General features: G+C 61.2%; 3 protein-coding genes and 1 pseudogene. 1 reads left to right on the top strand and 3 read right to left on the bottom strand.

The window, feature by feature from the left end; translation table 11 throughout:
* On the bottom strand, positions 1–2,068 hold a 2,068-nt coding region (locus ACHWRX_RS05245), incomplete at its 3' end, for a TonB-dependent receptor (RefSeq protein ID WP_394658359.1).
* Positions 2,069–2,305: 237 nt separating this feature from the next.
* Here ACHWRX_RS05245 and ACHWRX_RS05240 point away from each other — a divergent pair.
* Positions 2,306–2,638, top strand: a complete 333-nt coding sequence (locus ACHWRX_RS05240; protein ID WP_394658358.1) for an SWIB/MDM2 domain-containing protein — start codon at positions 2,306–2,308, stop codon at positions 2,636–2,638.
* Between the two features lie 57 nt (positions 2,639–2,695).
* On the opposite strand, the gene ACHWRX_RS05235 is transcribed toward ACHWRX_RS05240, so the two are convergent.
* On the bottom strand, positions 2,696–3,286 hold the full coding sequence (locus tag ACHWRX_RS05235) for a PRC-barrel domain containing protein (RefSeq protein ID WP_394658357.1): 591 nt from the start codon (positions 3,284–3,286) through the stop codon (positions 2,696–2,698).
* A gap of 35 nt (positions 3,287–3,321) precedes the next feature.
* Positions 3,322–3,958: pseudogene (locus ACHWRX_RS05230) on the bottom strand (glycosidase); the annotation flags it as partial.

Below are 3,958 nucleotides of genomic sequence, written 5' to 3'. Positions count from 1 at the left end.
CCACGTCGAAGATGTTGTTCGCCGAAAGCGCGAACGAGAGCGGACGTTCGTTACCCCAGGGCCGGATGTTGAGTTGTGCATTCACCAGCGTGAAGCTGTCCGTCGGGGTTTCGAACGCGGCGACACGCTTTTGCCCGTCGTTCCACTCCACTTCGCCCCTGACGTCCAGGTTCTTGCCCGACAGTTGCAGTCCGCCGGCGACGCGCAGCGGCGGGATTCGGGGTGCGGGCCCGGCCTCTGTGATCTGGGCATGGACGTAATCGGCAAGGCCATCGGCGGTCAGCGTCATTTCGCCCAGCTTTGCCAGGTCGAGCGAGCCTTGCACTTCGACGCCGTAGTAGCGCGCCTTTGCCTGGTTGGATTGAAACACCGGCAGGCCGTCCTCTACGTCACCCGTCAGGCTTTCATAGATGAAGTTGCTGAACCAGTTGTAGAATGCAGATGCTTCGAGGCTGTAGCCCTGCCCCTTGCCACGCAGGATCGCTTCAACGCCCCAAGCGCGTTCTTTCTTGAAATCCGGATTGCCGATCTCGAACGCCTGCGTGCCGGCATGGGGTCCATTGGCAAACAGTTCCTCAGCAGAGGGCGCGCGGGTCGTGCGGGAGGCATTCACACCCAGACGCCAGCCGTCTGCGATGGCATAGGACGCACCCAGGGACCCGGAGAAGGCATCGAACTTGCGCTGACCCTGAAAGAACTGTGGCTGATCCGGCAGCGGCTTGGCGATCAGCGAAGTATGCTCAAAGCGCGCGCCGCCCTCGAACTTCAGCTTGCCGTAGTCCAGCTGCTGCAGAGTGAATATGCCGAATTGCTCAGTAGAGTTGCGCGGCAGGAAGGCTTCATCGCCCACCACGTTGAAGTCGCGCGAGAAGTACTGCACGCCGCTCGCGCCCTTCCAGGCTCCGCGATCGGACTGGACCAATTCGACGCGGCCTTCCAGGCCCTTATTGTAGAACGCGGTGCCAACGTCGCCGTTCTCTTCCAGTTCGAAGTGCCGATACGTGGCGTACCCGGCGCGAGCGCGGATGCTCTTGAGCAGGCCGCCGCCGGTTTCCACCTCGGCGCGCAAGTCTACGCGGTCCTGCGCCAGGCTGAGGCGCGGTCCTTCCTGTTCCTCGCCGGGGCGGATGGCGTAGCGATCGGGGACGCCGTAGAGACTGTCATAGTGACTATACGAGACACCAAGATTGCCGGTGTCCGTGATCAGCGCCGCACCGACGCCAGCGGTCCAGGTCTTGTTTTGCGAGTTGGGTAGCTTGCCGCGCAGTCGGGCATTTTCGGCGAAGTCGATGCCTTCGTCCAACTGTTCGGGCGTTTCGGTTCCGGCATTGGCCAGCGCCGTAGCCCGCGCCCGGCGGGACAGGACATAGTTGCCGATGCGCAGATTGCCGGTCTTGAGATAGCTGCCATCGGCATGAACCACGAACTTGTCACCCAGCGGCACGTCGACCGCGCCAGCGCCTGACCGCTCATTCGCAGCAGACCCGTACGTGCCGATCATATCGACGTGGATCGCTTCATCTGGCACCACGCGGGGAATGCGCTTGTCGATCACATTGACGACACCGCCGATCGCGGACGAACCGAACATCAGCGTGGACGGCCCGCGCAGCACCTCGATGCGGTCTGCCAGCAGCGGATTGACGACAACGGCGTGGTCGACGCTGGTGTTGGACACGTCGATAGAACCGATCCCGTCCGTGAGAATGCGTACACGCTCACCCTGGAGGCCACGTAGAACCGGTCGCGAGGCGTTGGGGCCGAAGGACGTGGCGGAGACGCCGGGAGTACGTGCCAACGTCTCGCCGATGGTCGGGCGCAACGCCTGGGTCAGCTCGGCACCCTGCACGACCGAAACGCCCGACAGGATATCCAGCCGGTCACGCTGGAACGGAGCGGTGACGACGATCTCCGACGACTGGCGAGTATGCAGCGACTCTGGCTTTGCCGCTCCGGTGGGGCTTCCTCCATCCCGGTCCGCCGCGGGTGCATCGTTTGCGAATGCCGGTGTTGCCATCATCGTCGCCGTGATCGCGACGAGGCTGGCGAAGGAAGCGTAACGGCTCATTGTGCTGACCCTTGGACTGGAGACAAATTGCGACTGGCTGATAGTCGCGCGCCGCCTTACTCACAGCCACGATATGATACAAGATATCATATCAGATGATTCTGACTGTTCTGGCCCTGCTGTGGCGTGTGTGCAACCTTTCCCATCGGCGCACAGGCAACCTCTTGGTCATTTCAGACTTATCTCGACAATCGCGGCCCACTGTGCGCTCGCGATATAAGCTCAGGAGGATCTTCCATGGCGACTACCAAAGCGAAGCGAGGCGAAGACGAGACCAAGGCCGCCGTTGCCAAGGTGAAGAAGACGGGCAAAGCCGCAGGCGGCGCACGTGGCGGCATTACTGCCCCCGTCACTCCCTCGCCCGATTTGGCCGAAATTGTCGGCTCTGATGCTTTGCCCCGCAGCGAGGTCGTGAAAAAGGTGTGGGATTACATCAAGAAACACGACCTGCAGGACCCGGCCGACAAGCGCCAGATCAACGCCGACGACAAGCTTGAAAAGATTTTTGGCGGCAAGAAGGCCAGCATGTTCGAGATGAACAAGCATCTCGCCAAGCATCTCAAGGCCTGATTTCACGCTAAGACCGACAAAGTAATCGCGGGCGTCGCCGAGCAGATCGGCGGCGCCTTATTCTTGTCTTGAAACCGCTTCGGCAGATACGGGCCAGCGTCCGGGCGCGAGGCTAGGGAGTGATCGAAAGGCTTCACCCGACATATTGAGGCGAAGGCGGTCACATTTAAATTTTATGCTCTGGCCGGGGACGGCACGAAGCTTTTCTTCGATGCCTGCAATTCCGCCCTCTGCAACGACCACATAGCTGACTGCAGCCGAAGCGCATTCCACCAACGCTTCCACGGCATGACCAATGGTGCGCTCATTCTCATCGACAACCGCCATGCCGCTGATACCGGTGGCCGTGAAAAGGCTGGGAGACGAGGATGTGCGGCTCGCCTTCTTCGCGGATTGCCCACCGTCTTCATACGCCGCTTGCCGCCCAAGCCAGCGCCAAACACCAATGACGTTGATCAGGATCAGAAAACCGTTCGCGGCAACAAGATTTGTTTGCCCTGACGTCACTCCCACCAGTGTCCAGGAAATCGAGCCGACAGTAAAAACGACGAAGCCCCAGCCGGTCATTCGAGCGCCCAGGTTCGAAGCGGTCATCATTGCCGCGATCATCGTGGCGATCGGGGCGACCCATCCGGCAATTTCCGCCATGTCTCAGCTCCCCATTTTTTTCAGCTATCGGCGCATCATGAGCGGAAGACGCTCTGTGGAATATGCGTGATCCGGCATGCGAGATCGGCTTCGCCAGAGGCGACGATGTAGTGTTCCCCGCCGTCCACGATCCCGGTGGTGAAGACCACATCTCGAACGTACATCTGGTGGTCGATAGGTTGGGTCAGGTCCGCATTCGCTTCCAACAACGGCGCGTGTTGGGTGCGCAGGGTCACGCTGGGGTCATTGCGATCGAGCAGCGACCAGTAGGTGCGATAGATGCCGACGATCTCATGCGGCTCTACCCCATGCCACAGGGTCAGCCAGCCCTCGGGCGTCAGGATCGGAGGGGCGCCCCCACCCATCCGCGCAGTGGCGACAGTCGCGGCGTGAGGCCGGATTCCGGGCTTGTCGACCGGCTTCCAAAAGCGCCCATCCGGGGAGTACGCCAGGTTGATCGAAGGCCCGGCCCGCCATTCGCTACCAGGTGGATAGGCGAAGTAGAGGTCTCCCAAAGGCCGGGTCTGGGCCCAGTAGTGCCCGTCGATCAGCCCTTCGAAAATCAGCATGTCCTTGTTCTGATGATCGAGGACGACGCCTTCGAACCGCCAGTCCAAGGCATCGTTGGAGCTGTAGAGCGTAGTGGAATGGCGCTCCGGGCTGACCGAGCAG

This window comes from uncultured Novosphingobium sp. (assembly GCF_964277725.1).
In the GTDB taxonomy this organism is placed as follows: domain Bacteria; phylum Pseudomonadota; class Alphaproteobacteria; order Sphingomonadales; family Sphingomonadaceae; genus Novosphingobium; species Novosphingobium fluoreni.
This window is presented reverse-complemented; position numbering and strand designations above follow the sequence as displayed.